The organism is Nostoc spongiaeforme FACHB-130 (assembly GCF_014698475.1).
Taxonomy (GTDB): Bacteria; Cyanobacteriota; Cyanobacteriia; order Cyanobacteriales; family Nostocaceae; genus Nostoc_B; species Nostoc_B spongiaeforme.
Genome location: NZ_JACJTB010000009.1, coordinates 103,507 through 122,449 on the forward strand (window position 1 = coordinate 103,507; position 18,943 = coordinate 122,449).

Sequence of the window (18,943 nt, forward strand, 5' to 3'; positions counted from 1 at the left end):
TCTCCGCGTCTCCGCGTCTTTGCGTGAGATAAAAAAGGTGAAATTCATGCAGCATCTACGTCAGCTATTAGAAACAGAAAATTCCGAATTAGCCAGATTATTGCGGTGTAGCCTGTATGGACTAGAAGCTGCATTAAACCAAGCCTATACAGAATTACCCGATGATCCTGGTACTGAAATTTGTGCAGAATTGCTGCAAGAAATCCAAGATTTGTTGCAGCCTCCACATCAAGAAGAAACGACTATCATCCAATCTTCAAATGAGTTAAAACTAAATTATCTGCGTGATGCTTGGAATGCTGACTCAGAACTAAGTTTATATTTAGGAGATTCGCCATTACAAAGCCAAACTGATGCTGATTTATGGCATGAGGTTCACCGTAAACTGCTACGAATACCTGATGATTTAGCTGCATTTTGGCAACAACGCACCTTAGATTTAGCTCAAGAAATTGGTGCAGTAGAAGATGATTCTAACTTCTACCAACTTCCCTTTATCAAAGATGAAATCATTTACCCTGGACTCAAAGGTAGTGTGAATATTCAGGGGTTATGTTTATCTCAAAAAGCACTTTTAAAATCAAAAATTTTCCCCATTCCTGAATCGGAAGATTTACAATTACTTGCTGGCTTTTTAAATTTATATCTCAAATTTATAGCAATAGAGCCAGATTTACATCACGCCTTAAAAAGTATTTTTAGCTTTGATATTATTCCTTTAAGCTCCAAATCAGAACAGCAACAACAATATATAGAAGCCTTAACAGACCGCTTTCACCGCACCCAAAAAGCTGAAGAAAATAACGATATTTTAGCCATTGTACGTGCATGGATTGATATAGATGAAGCCATACATTCTTTAGTATTTATTCCCCCCGTTGAACGTTATTCATGGTGGGGAAAATTACAACAAGAATCACGCCGAACCTTAAAAAAAGTTGCAGACAAAGCCAATAAATCAGGACACAATGTCAGAATTCGTCAACTGTCAGGACTTTATGCTGATATATGTGCTTTTTCCAAAGATGATTTACAGCTAAATTGTGGCGGTATTCCTGGAGAAGTTTTAACTTGTTTGCGAGTCTATGCACGCATTAATCAAGAAGAATTTCCCGGTCGGGTAATATTTCGTTCATTACGATAGTTTTGGTTGACTTTTACAGTTCTCTTTAACAAACGCACCCTTTTTCATGGACGGTTATCTCTACTCGTGTAAATTTAATTTTTATACCAAAACTGAATAAGTAATAGTATTTAGGTTTGGAGATACAGTAATGAATATTGACTTACTTAGCTATCGTCAAAAATTAGGTATAGGTCAAGTACAGATTGCGAAGATATTGGGTATTTCTAACGAAGAAGTTTGTCTTTATGAACAGAAGCCTGAAACAGTTCCAATGGGGCTTTTAGTGCAATGGTTAGCAATATTTAATCTTGATATTGCTAGTGTTATGTCACCACCAACACAAGCATTAAAAGGAATTGACCCAGGTAATCCTTACACTGAACTCTATCACAATATAAATTTATTAAATCAGTATATCAATGCGGCTCCAACTGTAGAACAAATAGACATACCAACACCCCCTAAGACACCCAGTGATTTTAAAAAGCTAGTGAAGTTCTATAAGCAAAAGCCTAATTTAGCGTTAACAGGAGGCTTTGACGCTGGTAAATCACACTTAGCAAACGCTTTATTAGGTTGTAAAAATCTACCAGTTGGTTATCAACCTGCCACAAGAGTAATTACATTTGTTCGTCATGTAGAAGACCGTCCTGAATGGTTTAAAGAAGATGTTCTGATTTTTGACGAGGATTTTTGGTTAAAGGATGAAGGCGGTAAGCAAGTTATTGACTTATTACTTTTTGACGATAAGGAACGTTGTGAGCAGTATTGCTTAAAAGCAGGAAGCTTTCATATTTTGCAAGAATATGGGGTACATGGCAGCAATGACGATGTGTTAGCCCATGCAGCTGTAGTTTATATGGATTCTCCTTTACTACAAGCCTGCAACTTAATAGACCTACCTGGTTATTCAGATCAACCTGATGAAGTTTCAAAAGATGTTGAGAAAGCTAATAGTGCCGCACAGATAGCCGATGGACTGATCTATGCTTCACCAGCCAAGGGTCACATTAATGGTCAAGATATGATACGCCTTGGTAGCTTGTTACGTTCACTTCCTGCACCAGAAAAGGAATGTAGTAATTTTCCTACACTAGGCAATCTCTTTATTGTAGCGACCCATGCTGATCCGAGTATTTCTGACTATCAACTCAAGGAAATTTCAGATAAAGCGTCAAAAAGACTCTACAATAATATTTCGGAAACTGTTATAGAGCGTCGTAGAGAAAACACAAATCGTGATATTTCAGAGGCAGAACTACGACAAAGATTTTTCACTTTTTGGTCGGAAAGTCCTAATAGATGTCAGCACTTATTTGATAATATAACCGAAATACTAGGTGAATTTCTCCCTGAAGTACGTCTATGCCGAATTAATCGAGAAATTATAGAACTCAAGGAAGATACTATAAAAAAGTATGCTAGTTTGATTGAAAAATATGAAATAAATATTGCTGATGAAGAAGTAAAAATTTCTCGGCGATCGCAGTTAATTTTATTAAAAGAAAATGATCATATTCGGCAACAAGAAAATCAACTGAAAAGGCACAATCTTTTAAAGAGAATACATGAGTTAAAAATAAGTACAAAAACAGAGTTTCAAAAATATGCAGAGCAGCTTCTAAATGTTAATGCTGTGGAAAGTATTATCTATGGAAAATATGATAATAAAAAAGATGCACAGGAATATTTAGTAGGGTACTTAGTAGAAAAACTTCAAAATGAGTTAGAGAACATTATTAAATCTAACGCTGACGAATTTAAGTTAGAAATTGATACTTTCTTTCAAGGTTACACTGAAGCAGAATTTCATGGATACAAAGCCGAAGACTATACAAATTCTCAAACTTTTCGTTTTGATTGGGAAGCATCTGTAATGGGTGCAATTGCAGGTTTAGGTAGCTTTGGTGCTTTGGCTGCTTGGGCAATTTCGTTAGGTAATCTTGGTGGTTACATATTAGTTGCAAAGTTCGTCAGTTTTTTATCAGCAATTGGTATTGGTTTTGGTTTCAGTGGTGGTACGGCTGGAATAATGACCATCGTAGCTGCTATGGGTGGGCCAATCGTGCTTGGAATAGGTCTGTCTGTTACATTAGGTTTGGCAGTTGCAAACTTATGGAGTTCCTTGACAGAATCATGGCAAAAGCGATTAGCTAAACAAGTAGTTAAAGATTTTGGAAAACAGCCTGTGTGTGAACAGTTTTTTAAAGGGATTGATAAATTCTGGGAGGACACTGCTAATGGTTTTGAAAAAGTTGCTGATGTAGTAGAAGGTGATTGGAAGAAACATCTTGAACATATTGATGAAATAACTGCCTCTACAACAGAATCAAAAGAGCGTATTGAAGGAATTTTGAAAATCTTAAAATTATGCCAAGATTTTTTCAGCAGACTTCCTTGGGTCAATCTCAATTGCCAGTGTTGATTTATCTACAAAACTAAATCCTAATTTTAAGTCCTCAATGAGGACTTTTTGATATTTAATTTAAAATTAACCATCGTTCCACTTAGTATATATTTATTCCGAGAAAAATAGAGGTAGGAGAAATGCAACAACAACTCCAAGCAATACAAAACCTTCAATAATTCTCAAACTTAAATTATTATCTAGCAATTGATTAACTCTTTCGCCAAAGTTAGTTTGCAAGCTACTCCACCAAGTACGGTAACGAGTCATCCATTGATTTGGACTATATTCTGGTCGAACTTGCCAAGAAAACATAGACAATAATAATGGCACACCACCCACTTTAATAGACATTAAAATATGAATAGCAAAACAGCCGACTATCACACACCAAGCGATAAGATGTAGGGTATACCAAATCTGATTAATTTCTCCAGCAGGAAGCCATTCTTCTTTCATCATCCTGCCAGAAACTACAGAAAAAACTGAAGCAATTAGCATGAGAGTGTTAGCTAGTCTTTGCAAACTCACCCACCAAATTGGTTTACCAACTTGGCGCAGTTGTTCCCATGAATTAGCTTGGATAAGTCGCCTATTCCCAGGATGAAAGCTGTAAAGTGCAAATGCTGGCAGTATAATCAAGAAAAATAAGGCAAAAGTGCCATGAATCCCTTGAATATCGCCAAGTTGCGGAAATGGAATTTTACCAAATCTACCATCGTAAGTATTGTAAACTAGAAATCCAGTAATGATGGCTGCGATCGCAAAAATTCCACTCACGCCATGCAGTAGTCGCAACCACAACGGTTGATAGGGAACAGAACGAGACATAAAAACATTTATTCTCTACAACAAATATAAAGATATTTTAAGCCAAAGCGCGATTTTTTACTTATGCTCAAAAGTCCCCTCCGCTATCCTGGAGGTAAATCTAAAGCGATAAAACAGATTATTGAATACTTACCAGATAATTTTTCAGAATTTCGAGAACCTTTTGTTGGCGGTGGTTCTGTATTCATTTATTTAAAGCAGAAATATCCTGATTTAAAAATTTGGATTAATGATTTAAACCCAGAACTATTCTTATTTTGGAAACTTGCACAATTTGATATATCTGTATTAGTTCAAGAAATACGCAGGATAAAAAATCAATATACAGATGGTAAGTTATTATTCACGGAGCTAACTACTCTAGACGCAAAAAGTTTGTCTGATTTAGAAAGAGCAGTACGGTTTTTTATACTTAACAGAATTACTTTTTCAGGAACTATAGAATCTGGTGGTTTTTCTCAGGAATCTTTTCATAAAAGATTTACGCATTCTTCAATTGATCGTTTAGAAAAGCTAGAGTCTATTTTAACAAATGATATCAAAATTACTAACTTAGACTATAGCTATTTGTTGGAAAAGAAAAGTGAGAATGTATTTGTATTTTTAGATCCACCATACTTTAGTGCTACTAAATCTAGACTCTATGGTAAGGATGGAGACTTACACACCTCTTTTGATCATCAGAGATTTGCTGAAAGCTTAAAACAATGTCACCATCCTTGGCTGATTACTTACGATAATTCTCATCAAATTCGGGATAATTTTAAATGGGCGAATATTTATGAGTGGGAATTGCAATATGGCATGAATAATTACAAACAAAATGGTGCTGCGAAAGGGAAAGAATTATTCATTACTAACTATCAAATAGAGAAATTTATATGAATAACTAACTTTGATAGCTGCTCATTTTCCGGTACGATAGCTGCCATATACATATCTTGCATCTAGCCCCAACGAATGGAATTCGTGGCTATACAAACAAAGTCCGCCTACGCGGACTAACGTAAAATGATGGGTTTGGAACCCGCGCAGGCGGTGAGGGGGTCGCAGTCTTGTCGGTTCCCGTCGATTGCGTTAGCGCAGCGTTAGCGACGCAGGAGCGTCACCCCCTAACCCGAAGGGGTTTTGTCTGTGTAGCCGCGACTTCAGTCGCTAGGTGCAGGATGTGAACATATCACTTACAACCCTAGCTATGACAAATTCCTCAGAAATTTCTACAAGCTGGTATATTTTGCTACAGCAATTAATAGACGGCCAATCTTTGACACGCCCCCAAGCTGCGGAATTAATGCAAGGGTGGCTGAGTGAAGCTGTTCCCCCAGAATTATCAGGAGCAATTTTAACCGCCCTCAATTTTAAAGGCGTTTCCGCCGAAGAATTAACGGGTATGGCTGAAGTCCTACAATCTCAAAGCGTAGGAAGTAGTAAACATTTTGCCCCACTCCCCACTCCCCACTCCCCATTCCCTATCATTGACACTTGTGGAACTGGCGGTGATGGTTCATCGACTTTCAACATTTCCACGGCGGTGGCTTTTGTTGTCGCGGCTTATGGTGTCCCTGTAGCCAAACATGGTAATCGTTCCGCCTCTAGTCTGACGGGTAGCGCGGATGTTTTAGAAGCATTGGGTGTTAACTTAAGCGCACCTAGTGAAAAAGTCCAAGCCGCCTTGCAAGAAGTCGGGATCACCTTTTTATTTGCCCCCGGTTGGCATCCAGCCTTAAAGGCGGTGGCTCAATTGCGGCGCAATTTGAGGATTCGCACTGTTTTCAACTTACTGGGGCCGTTAGTTAATCCCTTGCGTCCGACGGAGCAAGTGGTGGGGTTATTTACACCCAAACTTTTAGAAACTGTGGCTCAAGCCTTACATAATCTGGGCAAACAAAAAGCGATCGTTTTACACGGGCGGGAAAGAATTGATGAAGCCAGCTTGGGGGATTTAACTGATTTAGCTGTGCTGTCTGATGGCAAAGTGCAGTTAACAACTCTCAATCCTCAAGAGGTGGGTGTAACACCTGTGTCTATTAATGCTCTCAAAGGTGGCAATGTCCAGGAAAATGCCGAAATTCTCAAGGCTGTGCTGCAAGGCAAAGGAACCACAGCACAACAAGATGCTGTAGCCTTAAATGCTTCCTTAGCTCTACAAGTTGCAGGAGCAATCCCGTTGTTAGATCATGCTCAAGGCGTGAGTGTGGCTAGGGAAATTCTACAGAGCGGGAGTCCGTGGCAGAAGTTGGAGGATCTAGTTCAATTTCTATCGAATTAGCTTCAGAATGGGATTGGGGACGGAATTCTACAACATTGCGCTTAATGGTGACATCGTAATTACCAAAAAAGTCATGTCCCAATAAGCCAGTTTCTAAATCTATCCCAGCGATCGCTACTGGCACTCGATTCACCCTTACCCCGCTAATTGCCATCGAATCAACATAACCCACCGGAAATTCTACGGCTCTAGAACTAGCAGTATTCGCCTTGGCTTTGCCTACAGGTATAATACCTAACGCATTCGCCATTTCCTGAGTAATCACAGTGCCACTGGCTCCTGTATCTACAATCATGTCGAATTTCTGCTGACCATTAAAAGTGACTTCCACAATCGGCGTACCACCCACGCGGCGTTTAATTGGCGCAACAAACACATTTTTTTCCCGTGGCAAAATTTCTGTTGAGGAAAAAACTCGTTGTTCTGGCTGTTGTCTGGTTGGGACAGTTTGTTGTGGCACAAATTTAGCCACAGTTTTTGGCGTGGGAACTGCCACGACTACGTTTTGATTGTCAGCTGATAGCTGTGGCAAATTGGGATTCGCCTTTTGCCGCGCATACGTTACCTTACGCTGGTATTCGACAATTTTGCCTTGAGCCGACACATAATCGGGACTTTGGCGGCTGACTTGTTCCATGAGAGCGATCGCCTCTTGAAACTGATGTACCACCAAATTCCAATCTTGAATTGATTGAGCCGATTGGCTGATCGCTACAGCACCTGCGGCTTTGTCTAATCCCAACTGAAAAGCATCGGGTTCAAGCGCCGACGGCGGCAATGCTGCTGATTTTGGGTTGGTGACTGGGGCTGCTGATTCAACAGGTTGTGCCACTGATGAATTGTCAGTAACCACAGATTGTTGATTACTAACAGTCTCAGTAGTCTGTTGGTCTTCACTACAGGCAACGCCCAACACAGCTAAAGCACTTGCGAGAAAAATCGGGGCTGTACGAGATAAAAAAGACTGAAGCATAATTGATATCTATTTTACCTAGCCAAACAACTGCAAAACTACTCCTGCCACCGAATCACCCTGGGAAAATAATTCAGAATTATGAAGTATGAATTATGAAGTATGAAGTGTCAGACTTTGCATTTGATGATTTACACTTTTTTAGGATGAAGACGCAGTGTCGAAGTAAAAATCTCAGATTTCAGACTTAATACTTCAGACTTCTTACTTCAAACTTCATACTTACCCCATCCCTAATCTATCGCTTATGTCCCTGTCTGACGCAATACCCGCTTTACTTGTCTTGGCAGATGGCACTGCTTACCGTGGTTGGTCTTTCGGTGCGACGGGAACCACAATCGGGGAAGTGGTGTTTAACACTGGCATGACTGGCTATCAAGAAGTTTTGACTGACCCTAGTTACTGCGGTCAAATAGTAATTTTTACCTATCCTGAATTGGGGAACACAGGCGTTAATCCTGAAGATGAAGAATCATTGCGGCCGCAAGTGCGAGGTGCGATCGCCCGCAATATTTGTCATAAACCGAGTAACTGGCGATCGACCCAATCCTTACCCGACTACCTCAAACAAAACCAAATTCCCGGTATCTACGGCATCGATACCCGCGCCCTCACCCGCAAAATTCGGATGTTCGGCGCAATGAATGGTGGAATTTCTACAGAAATTTTGGATGAAGCCGAACTGCTAGAACAAGTCCAAGCATTTCCCAATATGGCTGGCTTGAATCTCGTCAAGGAAGTCAGCACACCCCAAGTTTATGAATGGTCAGAACCCACTATTCCCGAATGGGAATTTAATCCCGAAACTACGGCAAATGGTCAAGAAACCTTTACAGTTGTCGCCATTGATTTTGGAGTGAAGCGCAATATCTTGCGGCGGTTGGCTAGTTATGGTTGTCGCGTGATTGTTGTCCCAGTCAATACACCCGTCGCAGAAATTCTCAGCTACAACCCAGATGGCATCTTTCTTTCCAATGGCCCTGGCGATCCCTCCGCCGTTACAGAAGGTATTGAAACCGTCAAAGCCCTCTTAGAAAGCCAAAAACCCATGTTTGGTATTTGTATGGGACACCAAATTTTAGGTCATGCCTTGGGTGCAGAAACCTTTAAACTTAAATTTGGCCATCGGGGGTTAAATCAGCCTGCGGGTTTACAACGGCGGATCGAAATTACCAGCCAAAATCACAGTTTCGCCATTAATCCAGATACTTTACCCCAAACATTGGTTGAGATCAGCCATCTCAACTTAAACGATCGCACTGTTGCTGGTGTCCGCCATAAATCTTTGCCCATCTTCTCGGTACAGTATCACCCCGAAGCCAGCCCCGGCCCCCATGATGCTGATTATCTATTTGAGCAATTTGTCCAAGCAATGCGATCACTACGCACAGTTTAATGGTGAGGTTAAGTAAAAATATAAAAAGTGCTAGATGGGATCTGTAAAAATTAAAAGTTAAAAGGCAAAAGTCAAAAAATTTTTACTTTTCACTTTTTACTTTTTACTTTGCCTAAACTCTGCTATCTCAGCAGGTTGTAGACAACGTGCATAAAAACCATCTATACTTGAGCGTTCACTTTAATGATGAGGAGGGAATTATTGCTGAGCCACTTAATCTAACCGTAAGCCTGAGAGGCACTCGTGAAATCCGGGATAACTGTCAGCTATTCCGCCTCACAGGTTTGTTAGATGCCTTTTCTGAACCGACATTTCGCAAGGTACTAGGCGGCAAAATTGACGAGGGGCCAAAGCACATTATTCTGGATCTCTCTCAAATTGACTTTGTTGATAGCTCTGGCTTGGGAGCCTTGGTACAGCTAGCCAAGCAGGCTCAAAATGCTGAAGGCACCTTGCAAATTGTTACAAACGCCCGTGTCACCCAAACAGTCAAACTTGTTCGCTTAGAGAAGTTTCTCTCTCTGCAAACTACAGTGGACGCGGCTCTCGAAAATATCAAAGGGTCTTGATAGTTTGACTGGGGGTGAAATTCAGCTATCCGATAGTTTATCTGGATAGCTTAATTTTTATCAAAACTGGACGCTAACCTCTCTCCTTGTGAGAGAGGTATCAAAGCCAGCCATTTTGATTGAAATCTACAAAACTGACATATTTCACAAATCCTTTTATCGAAAAAAGGGTGTAGTCGGTTGTCTTTGTTCAAAACCCTTACACCCTTACACCTGGATTTCTCACAAGAGAGAAATCCAGGGGTGTGGGAGGTGTGGGAAGGGTGGGAAGTGTGAGAGGATGATGAAGAAATCTCCCCCCACACTCCCCTCTCTCCCCACACCCGCTACCCATACGAGAGAAATTCGGGTTACACCCTTACACCCAGCCTCAACCATTCCTCTTCTTAAGAAATTCCAACTCCAGTACAAAATCTCCCCTAAAAAGATAGAATTAATTGGGTAATCCTGATAGTATAGTTTGTGCTACGTAAGATATTTTAAATATATTCCAGAAAAATTAACCGTCTAAAAGTATTCTGTTAAGGAATGATGAATTTGTGGACTCCCATGAGGAAGAAGCAATAGATAGACAAGATGAACCTCCTACATCTGATGATTTATCTTGGGTGCAAGCCTGTCTAGCCAGCAATGTACAACTACACCAAACAATTTCCCCAAGCCAAGTGCAGCAAATTTCTCCGGCTGCCCTTGCTTATGTAGGAGATGCAATCTATGAGCTTTATGCTAGAATATTCTATCTATTGCCATTACAACGGCTAGAAACTTATCACCGTTTGGTAGTGGCCCAGGTGAGAGCAGAAACACAAGCCCTACATTTGCGATCGCTGATTCCTCATCTGAGGGAAGCCGAACTAGAAATTGTCCGCAGGGGACGTAACGCCTCTACAGGACGGCCTAAACGCCTTGCTCCCGAAATTTATCAACAAGCAACTAGCCTAGAAACTTTGATTGGTTACTTGTATCTTACCGATATCCCTCGCTTAACCGAATTGTTGCAGAAACTTCATCTCGAACAAGAGTGAGACATTTCACCTGAACAATTAAAAATTGGTGTGTTCGGTTCAGCACCTTTAAGCATTCAGGATGCCTACTTATAAGCTCATACATTGAAACTCAATATGACTAGCAAACCTAAAAAGCTCCAGACATCTGGCGAACCCAATCGTGGGCGGACTGTGAAAATTAAAGGGAAACGTTTTAGTGGTAGTCCGATTCGGAAAGCTAAACCAGGAGAGCGTGAAAACCACGCCAAACCAAGCAATTCCTCTGCAAATTCTCAGTTTTCTTATCAATCTCCCATTCTCAAAAAAACCGAAGATAACGACAGTGATTTAATCTACGGTCGTCATCCAGTTTTGAGTGCTTTAGAAAGTCAACGGGAACTCAATCGCGTTTGGGTGACAGCGCGGTTACGCTACGATCCCCGATTTCACAACTTGCTACTACAAGCAAAAGAAAATGGCACAGTTATTGATGAAGTAGAACCCAAGCGTCTCGACCAAATTACCGAAGGCGCTAATCACCAAGGGATAGCAGCCCAAATCGCCCCCTATTCCTACCTAGAATTACCAGACTTAGTTGCTCAAGCTAAATCTGCTGTCAATGATCCCGTGATTGTTGTCGCGGAGGGGATCACTGATCCACATAACTTGGGAGCAATTATCCGCACTGCGGAAGCAATTGGCGCTCAAGGTTTGGTTATCCCCCAAAGACGAGCCGTAGGGATCACCTCGACAGTCGTTAAAGTTGCAGCAGGCGCTTTAGAAAACTTTGCAGTATCAAGAGTAATTAACCTCAGTCGTGCCTTAGAAGAACTCAAAGAAGCCGGTTTTTGGATTTATGGTACCGCCGCTACCGGGAGCGAACCCATACATACAGTACGATTTAGCGGGCCTATCGTTTTAGTCATTGGCTCTGAAGGTGAAGGCTTAAGCATGTTAACTCAACGTGCATGTGATGTTTTGGTGTCAATTCCCTTACAAGGAAAAACCCCCAGTCTAAATGCCTCTGTTGCTGCTGGAATGGCACTTTATGAGGTTTATCGCCAACGTTCTTTGAACACTTTGTATCTAAATAAGTTACCAAAACCTCTTTGAAAAAAAAGAGCAAAAGAGTATAAAGAAATGTAAAGCAACCACAATCGCAAAGTAGTATCTAACAACTACTACCAGATTGATCAATCAGCAACTACCATGAAAACCATCGGGTACGACATGAAAGAAGCTTTAATCAACACATTTAATAGCCTCGGATTAGCGTGGTGGGTAGAAATATTAACACAAAACCCCCGTTGCACTTACTACTTTGGGCCATTTCTCACTTCTGCTGATGCCAAATTAGCCTTAAAAGGCTATGTGGAAGATTTAGAACTGGAAGGGGCGCAAGGAATACAAGTGAATGTCAAACGCTGCAAGCCAGATAATTTGACCATTGCCGATGACCTGGGGGAACGGATTGACCGCAAAGTAACGCCTGCCTTTAGCGGTCAGATGTAATTTAGGCAATCAATTTGGGATTTTGGATGTTAGATTAACTTGCAATCCAAAATCGCAAATCTAAAATCTAAAATTTTCTTGGTGCGCTTCTAACCAGTGGTCGATGTCGCCCAGTACTTGATGCGGAATTTCCCAAGGGAAAAGATGTGCGGTGTTGGGGTAACATTGCCACTGACTGTTTTTGAGATGTCTAGCAGTTTCTAAACTAGATTCGGCTGTGATGTGGCGGTCTTGATCGCCTGCTAGTACGAGGCTAGGGCAATGAATCTGCTCTAGTTCTGCTAGACGATTGTATCGAGAGCGCAAAGCAGTGGATAAAGCACGAGTCGCCGCAGGTGAGGTTTGTAAATAAGCTGGGACTGCTGCTTGGGCAATGTATTTATAGGCAGTGGCATTATGCTGTTGAATCAAGTAACGAAACAGCGATCGCTTACCAAATGTATCAATATTCCATTGCCAACTAGGCTTAATTAAATTTAACAAACCAGCAATACCTGTGTATAAGTTATCCTGCCAAGTTATTGGCGGATGACTACCGTAAGGTCTAGCGGCTGTGGCTATCAAAATTAGCCCTGTGACACGCTGTGGCATCCTGAAAGCTAATTCCATCGCCAAAATGCCACCTAGTGACCAACCCAGTATCAAGCATTTTTCAATGGCAAAGCGGTCTAAAAGGGCTTCTAGGTCTGTTAAATGGTCGGTCATGGCAAAATTACCTTGATAGCGGCTTTTGCCATAACCACGCAAATCTGGAGCGAAAGTTTGAAAGCGTTGAGATAAGTGATTAGTAAAGACAGAAAGACTACGACCAGAACCAGGATGACCATGTATCGCTAAAATTGGAAATCCTTGACCTTGAACGTAGGTGTTAAGGCTGACAGTACCCACAGTTGGAACCATGTAATTTGAGATTGATGTAAAAATTCAGAAGTCAGAATCCAGAATGATTAATATATTATTGAAGGAAGAAATCAATCTTCGCCTACCTTTGTATATTGATCAACGGCTTAATTGAGCGGCAATTGAACGACTCTAAATCAACACAGAAAAATCAGATCCAATGATTTGTTATAGCCTTTCTGAATGCGGCTGGAAATCTAGTCTGGTGGTAAACTGATTTTGCCGTTATTATAGTTCTCCCACAATTCAAATCCCATTTTGAACCTTTGTTTAGACGTATCCATATATGCTTTAACTTCAGACTGCAACAACTTTTTCATCACAGGTTGCTTTGATAAATTTAACAATTTCTTTAATTCATCTTCCGAAAAATCAGCTTCCAATCTTGCTGCATAGGCATCTTTGAAGTATCTCCAACCAATTTCTCGTACAAACATCTTCCTAAACCTTGTATAAAGCTTAAAATCGTCGCCCTTACCTATTAACGTGCCAATCAAGTGGTCGAAATGCAGATCGTATCTTTGTGCAGTTCCTATCTCTTGTAGTACCTCAGTTGCTAATTTATACTTGGAGGTTGCTTTGAGAGGTGTTTTTGATTGGTATTCAACTAAAGGGAGTTGTTGAGAATTCGCTACATATACTGTGAAGAAGGTAAAGCAGACGATCAGCAACAATCCGAGAAACCTTGAAAATTTTAACTTTACTTTGAACATAGGAATTGAAGTACCTGAAATTCGATACAAAATTACGCCAAAAGTCTAATCCATACTGCGGCTCAATTATCTTGTTATATTATGTTTTTTGTAAATGAACCTGACCACTTGTGGTTGCCTAATTTTGGTAAAAACTGACAATTTTAATGGATATATCGGTTTGGCATAACTATTTATTGTAGTGTTAGACTTCAGATTTCAATTGACGTGAAAACTAAAGTTAAAACTAGCCCAATGATTGACATTTAACTGATATAAATCGTTAGCTGTACCATTCATTTCGGCCGTTGTGATGCTGGCGTTATGTAAATCTTGTAAGATGGCTTGGGCGATTTCCCAAGGATTGACTAATGCACCGATTGGTTGTTGGTCGCCTGTGGGATATTTAGCAGTTTCTAAAGCTTTGAGGGTGGTGGTGAAGGGTGCAAGACTCAAAATTAATTGGTGTTCACATTCGTAAGCAGGCCCTGAAATCGGCCATCCAGATGTAGCTGTATTGTGTGGCAGAGTTATGGTTTCGCCAGCCGGGATGATTACTTGTTGAAGTACAGGTTTTGTTTCGGAAGTGTTGGGTTCTTCAACAGTTTGCCAAGGGTAAAAAGCGATCGCAGTTCTATGATTTTTCAATCCTATTAGCATTAAATATACTGTGCGATCACCTTTATTTTGGATGCGGTATTGAATCCGACTACCAATCGGTATAGTGAGAGTGCTGAGTGCTGAGTGCTGAGTGCTGAGTGGTTTTTTTGTAGTTTTTGTGTCAACAGTGCGTAAGGTTTCTCTTTGTAGAATGACCTTTGGTGATATCCCATTCACTATCTCTAAACTGCCTTTAATTGGTAGGCGGGAAGAACCTTCATTTTCTGTGAGTCGCCATAACTTGGCTGCTAGTAAATGTGGCAATTTTGTAGCTAACCTTGTAACTGCTACTTTCACAGCTTCCCCAACTTCCCCTGCGCCATTGGCAATTAATTGTCCAGCCGGAGCGAATAAACCATAACGGCTGGGAGTTTGCGAAAGTTTACCAAATATATAATCTGGTGGTTGTTCTCCCGTTACGACACTAACCATAGATGCCATTGCTGCAAAGGCGCTAGTAGCATCAACTCTTTCAATTCTTTCCAACCCAGCATCCAAACCGATATTTAAACTAATATTGCGTGGTAAGACCCTAACTGCTTCTTGAATTAGTTGCCCGACTTGCAAAGGCGTTGCCAATTCTAACCCAGAAATTTGAGCTTTGGCCGTTAACCCTGTACGCGATCGCAATATTAGCTGTTCTCCATTTGCAGAAGTCAAGCGAGAATTGACACCGTAGTTCTCTAATACTTGTGGTGGGAGTCCTCCTAGCCAAATTTGGACGGTTTTTCCATCTTCTTCTATGTTTAAAATTGCTCCCTCAGCACCAAGATTTTGATCTAACAGCAAGCTTTCGCTGGTTAAGGCCTTTTTGCTATTGACTAAACTTGGATGCTGTTTGCTACCCCATTTAGACATGGCACTGTCTACATGAGCAAGGCTAAATTGCAGTGTGGTAGCGGGAGTGGTTTCCCAGAGGTACTGAGTTAAAGCATAAGTAAATAAGCCTGCACTAAACCCCGAAAATAGTCCTTCCTGGGCGACTTGTTTGGGATCGGTAGTGGCAGATAAGATAACTGCATTGGTCAATGAAGCTTTGGTTTTGAGTTGTTCGAGAAATTCAATTTCGGCTGTGGCTAACTTGGCGGCTAACTCTTGACGGGCGCGAATTCGCCAACTTGTGGGTTGAATTGTACTAGGCAGATCATAACTAGTATCTAATATTGCTGTGACTTTTTCTGTAGGGAGCGATCGCAGCAACAATAACAGTGTCTCTTCTAAAAGATAAGTGGCTATCTTCTCATCTTGAATTTCTAAATTCTCGTTTGTTGGCACTAAAGCATTTTGTAGTGTTTCATCAGACTCATTTGCCTTGATGCGAGTGCCATAGCCGCTAAAGTGAAAAACAACCACATCATCAGATTTAACTTGTTTACCAAGATGATCTAAACAAGCCGCCTCAATAAATTCCCGACTAGCTTGTTCATCAGTTAACGTCAAAATATTGGCAGGTAAAAAGCCAAACCGATGAATCAACAGTTCTTTTTGCAATTCCACATCGGTAAGACAGCCACTCAGCGAAGGACTTTTGCGGTATTGATTAATGCCGACTAATAAAGCTAGTTTTCGAGGCGTGGGTTGTGCCAAAGCTTGGTAGTGTTGACTCCAAGTAAACAATTCCGCTTCCGTGACACCCAATACCGCCAGTATTGAGCCAATCCGTTTTAAAAAAGTCCGACGCTGCATAAAGTTAGCTATCAGTCCTCAGCCTGTCAGCTAACAGCTTAAAGGGCTGAAGTCGTGACTGTAAAGTTAAAGTTTTTACTATTTACATCTTGACAAGTTTAAAACTTATAGTTGTTCGATGAGCAAATATCCTTAATAAACCTTGTAGAGACGTTGTATACAACGTCTCTACAAGGTTTATTAAGTCAAAGCTGGAACAGGAATGGGAACTCGCATCGCCCGCGCCAACTCGGCGGCAACTTCTGGGCGGGAGAATTCTGGTGGGGGTAATTCACCACGACGCAGCATTTCTCGGACTTTTGTACCTGAAAGGTGAATACGTTCTTCTGGTCTGCTAGGACTGGTTTTAGTCGTCGCCATTTGCTTGGTACGTGTGCAGTAGAAGGCGTGTTCAAACTTCATCGGTACGATTCCGATTTCACTTGGCTCAAATTCATCAAAGATGTATTGAGCATCATAAGTGCCATAGTAATCACCAACGCCAGCATGATCCCGCCCAACAATGAAGTGAGTACAGCCGTAGTTTTTGCGAACTAAAGCATGGAAAATTGCTTCACGGGGGCCAGCGTAACGCATAGCGGCTGGGTTAATTGCTAAAATCACCCGGTCTAAGGGGTAGTAATGTTCTAGCAAAATTTCATAGCAACGCATCCGCACATCAGCTTGGATATCATCTTCTTTGGTTGCCCCAACCAATGGATGTAAAAATAGACCATCTACAGTTTCTAAAGCGCACTTTTGAATATATTCATGGGCGCGGTGAATGGGGTTGCGGGTTTGAAAACCAACAATTGTTTTCCAGCCTTTTTCTTTGAATAACTGACGTGATGCTGCGGGGTCAATTTGGTAGTTGGGGAAGTAGGGGTGAGGATCACGCTGGAGTAACCAGATATCACCAGCTAGATTGATGGAACCTTGGTTATAAACTACTTGTACCCCTGGATGTTTAGCGTCATCTGTGCGATAAACATTAACAGCTTCGTGGATTTTGTCGTAGTGATATTTTTGGCTGAGTTGTAAAACCCCAATAAAATCACCTTGGGGGTTATCTAACCGGATGTAATCGCCTTCCTTGAGGGGATCAGCTACTTCTTCTGTTACCGAAAGAGTAATTGGAATAGACCAGACTAAGCCGTTAGCGAGACGCATTTCTGTGACCACGCGATCGTAGTCTGACTGATTCATAAAACCAGTGAGTGGACTAAAAGCACCGATCGCAATCATTTCTAAATCAGAAACCGCACGCTCGTCTAGTTGTACACGAGGTAAAAATTCCGCCTTAGACAGAAATTCCTCTTTTTGTTCTGGTGTGGCGATGCGATTAACTAACTCTCCACCATGTGGCGCAATAGCATCTTGATGGTAACTCAACGTAATCCCCTCTTAGCGATAACTGTAATTGTTGCAAACTATGTATTAACTAACTTATCAAATGCTGGTGCAGAGAGTAAAAATACTTCTGAAAATTGGTAAGCAGAACTGAAAATTAATATAGATAAGTTCAAGCTACTACTCCACCCGATGAATTTTGACAGGTTGCGGTTGTTCAGATCCCCGACTTTTTCAAAAAGTCGGGGATCTATGACCTCGATAAGTTAAAGCTAGATTGAATTGAACCAGAATCATAGCTGCTTCTTACCAAAACACTTTTACACTGCGAATGGCAAAAAATGCCATTTTTTGCCATAAAATTAGAGATATCAAAAAACAATAGGAAAGTTATATCCATGAAAAGCATTAATATATCTCTTCCTGATGCGATGCGAACTTACATAGAGGAACAGGTAGCTGCTGGGAGTTACAGTAGCGTTAGTGAGTATTTTCGTGAATTAGTACGCCAAGACCAAAAGCGTCAAGCTGCTGAACGTTTGGAAAAGATGCTTTTAGAAGGGTTAAATTCTGGCAATGCAACTGAGATGACATCTGAAGATTGGGAAGACATTCGCCAAGCAGTGCGGGAAAGAATCGCCAAGCATAAACGATCAAACTAAAGTTGATGAATAAAGTCAGTAAAAGACCGCAAGTCATTCACGATTTGCTAGAAATAGCAACTTATATTGGAGAAGATAACTTAGAAGCTTCAGATCGATTTCTGATAGCAGCAGAAAAAACCTTTCAACAACTAGGACAAATGCCAGGAATGGGAAGATATTGCCAATTATCTCATCCCAAGTTAGCTGGTATTCGACAACAAGCAATCAAAGGATTTCCAAAATATTTTGTTTTTTACCTTTCTAATGACTCTGGTGTAGAAATTCTTCGCGTTATTTACGGTGGACGAGATATTGAAGCTATATTGTATGAAGATTTAGAAGAGGATAACGCACAATAGCACATCTCCTATCAGATTAGGAAAAATGAATGTATGTTGGGTGGAATGCAGTGAAACTCAAAATTAGTTATTGCCCATCAAGTATGTTTGACCCTCTCAAGTACGCTGATGAACTCATTGATTCAAAACAGGAAAATGAGTTATTGAAGTGGTTGCGTCAACTTAATGATGAGGAAAAATTTACCTTTGTTTGGCGCGTATTAAACGCAAATCCTTGGCAGGGATGTAAGTTAGCCAAGCGATCGCAACTTAAACCTATTTTTTTAGAAGTGATTCTCGCAAATGGTTTAGTCTATGGTGACGCAAGCACAGTGGAATGGTATATCAAAGCTGTTCTGCCCAATTTAGGTTACAAGCGAGTACTTGAGATTATCAAAGCTCAGATAGATATTGCGCCATTGTGTGTGTATAAAACTCTCTACTGGCTACCTTGGTTATACCGTAATCAATCAACGCAACTAAAAAATGAGATATGCACACTTATTGAAGAATTCAATCAAAAGTATCCCAATTATGAACCACGTAGAGGCACGGGTACTCATGCTTAACAGCTAAATACTGACGATGAGTAGAGACATTGAATTTTAACGTCTCTACACAAGCA

General features: G+C 40.9%; 18 protein-coding genes. 12 read left to right on the forward strand and 6 right to left on the reverse strand.

From position 1 onward, the window contains the following. Positions 1-46: 46 nt before the first annotated feature. A complete protein-coding gene (locus tag H6G74_RS10120; RefSeq protein WP_190967539.1) occupies positions 47-1,144 on the forward strand; it encodes a hypothetical protein in 1,098 nt (365 codons plus the stop codon). 130 nt (positions 1,145-1,274) lie between these two features. Continuing rightward, complete coding sequence (locus tag H6G74_RS10125; RefSeq protein WP_190967540.1) at positions 1,275-3,551, forward strand: dynamin family protein; 2,277 nt, start codon at positions 1,275-1,277, stop codon at positions 3,549-3,551. 93 nt (positions 3,552-3,644) lie between these two features. Here the strand turns inward: H6G74_RS10125 and H6G74_RS10130 are convergent, their stop codons facing one another. Further along, complete coding sequence (locus H6G74_RS10130; protein WP_190967541.1) at positions 3,645-4,364, reverse strand: cytochrome b/b6 domain-containing protein; 720 nt, start codon at positions 4,362-4,364, stop codon at positions 3,645-3,647. 63 nt (positions 4,365-4,427) lie between these two features. On the opposite strand from H6G74_RS10130, the gene H6G74_RS10135 reads away from it, so the two are divergent. Together H6G74_RS10135 and trpD are read left to right on the forward strand one after the other, a co-directional pair. After that, the gene (locus tag H6G74_RS10135; RefSeq protein ID WP_190967542.1) at positions 4,428-5,249 is read left to right on the forward strand and encodes a DNA adenine methylase; all 822 of its coding nucleotides are present in this window, start codon (positions 4,428-4,430) and stop codon (positions 5,247-5,249) included. A 310-nt stretch (positions 5,250-5,559) separates the two neighbouring features. Continuing rightward, positions 5,560-6,633 (forward strand): anthranilate phosphoribosyltransferase, encoded by a 1,074-nt coding sequence (gene trpD / locus H6G74_RS10140; protein WP_190967543.1) that lies wholly within the window; start codon positions 5,560-5,562, stop codon positions 6,631-6,633. On the opposite strand, the gene H6G74_RS10145 is transcribed toward trpD, so the two are convergent. Then, on the reverse strand, positions 6,563-7,606 hold the full coding sequence (locus H6G74_RS10145; RefSeq protein ID WP_190967544.1) for a retropepsin-like aspartic protease family protein: 1,044 nt from the start codon (positions 7,604-7,606) through the stop codon (positions 6,563-6,565). The two genes, trpD and H6G74_RS10145, sit on opposite strands and share 71 nt — an antisense overlap. Positions 7,607-7,853: 247 nt before the next feature. Here H6G74_RS10145 and carA point away from each other — a divergent pair, with 247 nt between their 5' ends. From carA to H6G74_RS10170, 5 genes are all read left to right on the forward strand, one after another. Further along, positions 7,854-9,002: a glutamine-hydrolyzing carbamoyl-phosphate synthase small subunit gene (carA, locus tag H6G74_RS10150; RefSeq protein WP_190967545.1), complete on the forward strand. Its 1,149-nt coding sequence runs from the start codon at positions 7,854-7,856 to the stop codon at positions 9,000-9,002. A gap of 167 nt (positions 9,003-9,169) precedes the next feature. Beyond that, complete coding sequence (locus H6G74_RS10155) at positions 9,170-9,571, forward strand: STAS domain-containing protein (protein ID WP_190967546.1); 402 nt, start codon at positions 9,170-9,172, stop codon at positions 9,569-9,571. Between the two features lie 539 nt (positions 9,572-10,110). Next, on the forward strand, positions 10,111-10,596 hold the full coding sequence (locus tag H6G74_RS10160) for a Mini-ribonuclease 3 (RefSeq protein ID WP_190967547.1): 486 nt from the start codon (positions 10,111-10,113) through the stop codon (positions 10,594-10,596). A 96-nt stretch (positions 10,597-10,692) separates the two neighbouring features. Further along, entirely contained in the window at positions 10,693-11,670 is a 978-nt protein-coding gene (gene rlmB, locus H6G74_RS10165; protein WP_190967548.1) for a 23S rRNA (guanosine(2251)-2'-O)-methyltransferase RlmB, read from the forward strand. A 96-nt stretch (positions 11,671-11,766) separates the two neighbouring features. Beyond that, a complete protein-coding gene (locus tag H6G74_RS10170) occupies positions 11,767-12,069 on the forward strand; it encodes a DUF1816 domain-containing protein (protein WP_190967549.1) in 303 nt (100 codons plus the stop codon). 60 nt (positions 12,070-12,129) lie between these two features. Here H6G74_RS10170 and H6G74_RS10175 read toward each other — a convergent pair whose 3' ends face one another. The 4 genes from H6G74_RS10175 to sat all read right to left on the reverse strand — a co-directional run bounded on the left by H6G74_RS10175 (position 12,130) and on the right by sat (position 17,378). Continuing rightward, entirely contained in the window at positions 12,130-12,969 is an 840-nt protein-coding gene (locus tag H6G74_RS10175; protein WP_190967550.1) for an alpha/beta fold hydrolase, read from the reverse strand. Positions 12,970-13,166: 197 nt separating this feature from the next. Beyond that, positions 13,167-13,682: a DUF2059 domain-containing protein gene (locus tag H6G74_RS10180; RefSeq protein WP_190967551.1), complete on the reverse strand. Its 516-nt coding sequence runs from the start codon at positions 13,680-13,682 to the stop codon at positions 13,167-13,169. A 198-nt stretch (positions 13,683-13,880) separates the two neighbouring features. Further along, entirely contained in the window at positions 13,881-16,007 is a 2,127-nt protein-coding gene (locus tag H6G74_RS10185) for a caspase family protein (RefSeq protein WP_190967552.1), read from the reverse strand. A gap of 180 nt (positions 16,008-16,187) precedes the next feature. After that, positions 16,188-17,378, reverse strand: a complete 1,191-nt coding sequence (sat, locus tag H6G74_RS10190; RefSeq protein ID WP_190967553.1) for a sulfate adenylyltransferase — start codon at positions 17,376-17,378, stop codon at positions 16,188-16,190. Between the two features lie 356 nt (positions 17,379-17,734). On the opposite strand from sat, the gene H6G74_RS10195 reads away from it, so the two are divergent. Genes H6G74_RS10195 through H6G74_RS10205 form a run of 3 tightly spaced genes read left to right on the forward strand, consistent with a single transcriptional unit; the run spans position 17,735 to position 18,887 of the window. Continuing rightward, positions 17,735-17,998, forward strand: a complete 264-nt coding sequence (locus H6G74_RS10195; RefSeq protein ID WP_190967554.1) for a type II toxin-antitoxin system ParD family antitoxin — start codon at positions 17,735-17,737, stop codon at positions 17,996-17,998. Between the two features lie 5 nt (positions 17,999-18,003). Next, positions 18,004-18,339, forward strand: a complete 336-nt coding sequence (locus H6G74_RS10200; RefSeq protein ID WP_190967555.1) for a type II toxin-antitoxin system RelE/ParE family toxin — start codon at positions 18,004-18,006, stop codon at positions 18,337-18,339. A 29-nt stretch (positions 18,340-18,368) separates the two neighbouring features. Further along, a complete protein-coding gene (locus H6G74_RS10205) occupies positions 18,369-18,887 on the forward strand; it encodes a hypothetical protein (RefSeq protein WP_206756983.1) in 519 nt (172 codons plus the stop codon). Positions 18,888-18,943 lie beyond the last annotated feature (56 nt).

Excerpts from the sequence above, each read along its gene's own strand:
- trpD (WP_190967543.1), top strand. The coding sequence starts at position 5,560 with ATGACAAATTCCTCAGAAATTTCTACAAGCTGGTATATTTTGCTACAG.
- H6G74_RS10135 (WP_190967542.1), top strand. The coding sequence starts at position 4,428 with ATGCTCAAAAGTCCCCTCCGCTATCCTGGAGGTAAATCTAAAGCGATA.
- H6G74_RS10180 (WP_190967551.1), bottom strand. The coding sequence starts at position 13,682 with ATGTTCAAAGTAAAGTTAAAATTTTCAAGGTTTCTCGGATTGTTGCTG.
- H6G74_RS10170 (WP_190967549.1), top strand. The coding sequence starts at position 11,767 with ATGAAAACCATCGGGTACGACATGAAAGAAGCTTTAATCAACACATTT.
- H6G74_RS10185 (WP_190967552.1), bottom strand. The coding sequence starts at position 16,007 with ATGCAGCGTCGGACTTTTTTAAAACGGATTGGCTCAATACTGGCGGTA.
- H6G74_RS10205 (WP_206756983.1), top strand. The coding sequence starts at position 18,369 with ATGTATGTTGGGTGGAATGCAGTGAAACTCAAAATTAGTTATTGCCCA.
- carA (WP_190967545.1), top strand. The coding sequence starts at position 7,854 with ATGTCCCTGTCTGACGCAATACCCGCTTTACTTGTCTTGGCAGATGGC.
- H6G74_RS10125 (WP_190967540.1), top strand. The coding sequence starts at position 1,275 with ATGAATATTGACTTACTTAGCTATCGTCAAAAATTAGGTATAGGTCAA.
- H6G74_RS10200 (WP_190967555.1), top strand. The coding sequence starts at position 18,004 with ATGAATAAAGTCAGTAAAAGACCGCAAGTCATTCACGATTTGCTAGAA.
- H6G74_RS10130 (WP_190967541.1), bottom strand. The coding sequence starts at position 4,364 with ATGTCTCGTTCTGTTCCCTATCAACCGTTGTGGTTGCGACTACTGCAT.
- H6G74_RS10145 (WP_190967544.1), bottom strand. The coding sequence starts at position 7,606 with ATGCTTCAGTCTTTTTTATCTCGTACAGCCCCGATTTTTCTCGCAAGT.
- H6G74_RS10120 (WP_190967539.1), top strand. The coding sequence starts at position 47 with ATGCAGCATCTACGTCAGCTATTAGAAACAGAAAATTCCGAATTAGCC.
- rlmB (WP_190967548.1), top strand. The coding sequence starts at position 10,693 with ATGACTAGCAAACCTAAAAAGCTCCAGACATCTGGCGAACCCAATCGT.
- H6G74_RS10175 (WP_190967550.1), bottom strand. The coding sequence starts at position 12,969 with ATGGTTCCAACTGTGGGTACTGTCAGCCTTAACACCTACGTTCAAGGT.
- H6G74_RS10195 (WP_190967554.1), top strand. The coding sequence starts at position 17,735 with ATGAAAAGCATTAATATATCTCTTCCTGATGCGATGCGAACTTACATA.